At 73.2% G+C, this 1,766-nt stretch carries 2 protein-coding genes; both read right to left on the reverse strand.

Annotated features, from left to right (window positions below):
• A partial coding sequence (locus VF536_RS07665; protein ID WP_331614227.1) for a hypothetical protein occupies window positions 1–252 on the reverse strand: 252 nt, incomplete at its 3' end.
• Window positions 245–1,766, reverse strand: a 1,522-nt coding sequence (locus tag VF536_RS07670; RefSeq protein WP_331614228.1) for a hypothetical protein, incomplete at its 5' end; no start/stop codon positions are given. The genes VF536_RS07665 and VF536_RS07670, both read right to left, overlap by 8 nt.

Genomic DNA, 1,766 nt, shown 5'->3' on the forward strand with positions numbered 1-1,766 from the left:
GTCCAGGCGCCACTGCTCCTCGGGCGGGCAGCAGGCGTCGAAGACCTCGTCGATCACGCGCAGCAGCGGGCCCTGCACGCAGGCGACCAGGCGCGCCTCGGTCTCGCCCGGCGACGCCCCCATGCCTGGACCACCTGGACCCAGGCCCTGGCCCTGACCCGTTCCCGGACCGAACCCCAGGCAGGCGCCGAAGTCGGCGTCGACGGTCATGCGTTCGACGATGTGCGGCGAAGGACGGTCGGATTCACGCATGGCCTTGCACGATCGGCGCGTGGCCGTCGTCCTCACCGGGCGGCGGCCGGCCGCCGCCGCTGTCGGGACCGCCGTCCATCGTCGGATCCTCGATCCCCAGCCGCTCGATCACGCGGCAGGCGGTCTCGTCCGCCAGCGTCCGGGCGCGCGCGTCGTCCGGCGCGCCGGCCCAGGCGAGTCGCGCTTCCAGCCAGGCGGAATAGGTGTCCTCGAAGCGCTGCATAGTCTCCGCGTCCAGCCACACGCAGCGCAGCGTCAGGTGCGACGGGCAGCTGATGCGTAGCGTCTCCTCCGCGAAGTGGCGGAAGGCCGGCTGCGAGGTGCGCTGCGTCCATCCTGGCAGCACCACCGTCACGCGCAGCTGATGGAAGTCCTTCGACAGCCCCAAGCGCGCATGCGCGAGCGCGTCCTGCCGCAGCGGGCGCAGCAGTACATGCTCGACGACGTGCAGGCCCTCGCTCTCCTGGTCCAGGTGCCGCAGGAAGAGCCGCAGACTGGCCGCGCCGCGGCGCGCGGCGGCGGCATCGGGGAACTCGCCCAGCAGCCACCAGCGCTTGTCCTCATCGGGCCCGAGGATGAGTCGGCGCGCTTCGCCCACACCCGGCATCAGCCGGTAGCGCGAGCTGCGCTGCCCGGCGCGCAGCAGCCCGGCCGGGATCGGCAGCCGCAGCCAGGGCATGCGCTGCAGGTCCTCTCGCACCTGCGCGCGGTCGGCCGGCTGCACCGCGTGCCCGGCGGACGGCGCCAGCCGCACCGCGTCGTCCTGGCCGTCGAGCAGCCACGGTTGATGCCTGGCGCCCGGCGTCGCGACGATCGTGAAGCGCTGCTCGCGCAGCACGCGCGTCAGCGGCCGGTCGTGCCATTGCCTGAAGCCCAGCAGCAGGCTGGCGCGGCGCTGCAATCCGCCGCAGTTGTCCGCCACGTCCCACGACGGCCGGCAGGGATCGAAGCCGCCCGCGCGGTCGCGCGTCAACTGGACGATGTCGCGCAGCCAGGTGGCCTTGTTCTCCAGCAGCAGGGTCTCGGCCTCCTCGGGGCTGAGGTGGCCGAGGAACTGCCGCATCGAGTTCTGCGTGTAGGTCTCGCCGTGCAGCGCCAGCAGGTGATCGAGCGCCCGGTTCTTGCGCCGCGTCGAACGGTCGAAGGACCGGTACGCCGCGTCGGCCACGACCTGCGGCGCGTGGGTGTAGAGCTTGTCAAGACCCGGCACCGCGTCGGCGCCGATCATCTGCGTCCACAGGCCCTGGCGAGCGCCGGGCGTGACCGCGAAGAGTTCGCGCAGATGCTGGAGCTGCGCCAGGCCCTGCGCGATCGCCTGCTCCTGCATCACCAGGTAGGCCTTGAGCTGCTTGGCGCGCGCCTGACGCTGGGGCGGCGCGGACGACGGCACGCCGTAGCGTCCCAGGCCGTAGATCGCGGGCAGGTGGTCCTGCACCGAGACATAGGCGTCCAGGCGCCGGTGCACGCCGCGCGGCAGCAGCTCGGCGGCGCGCGCGGCCTGCTCGGTGCGGCCG

The organism is Roseateles sp., from assembly GCF_036486225.1.
In the GTDB taxonomy this organism is placed as follows: Bacteria; Pseudomonadota; Gammaproteobacteria; order Burkholderiales; family Burkholderiaceae_C; genus Roseateles.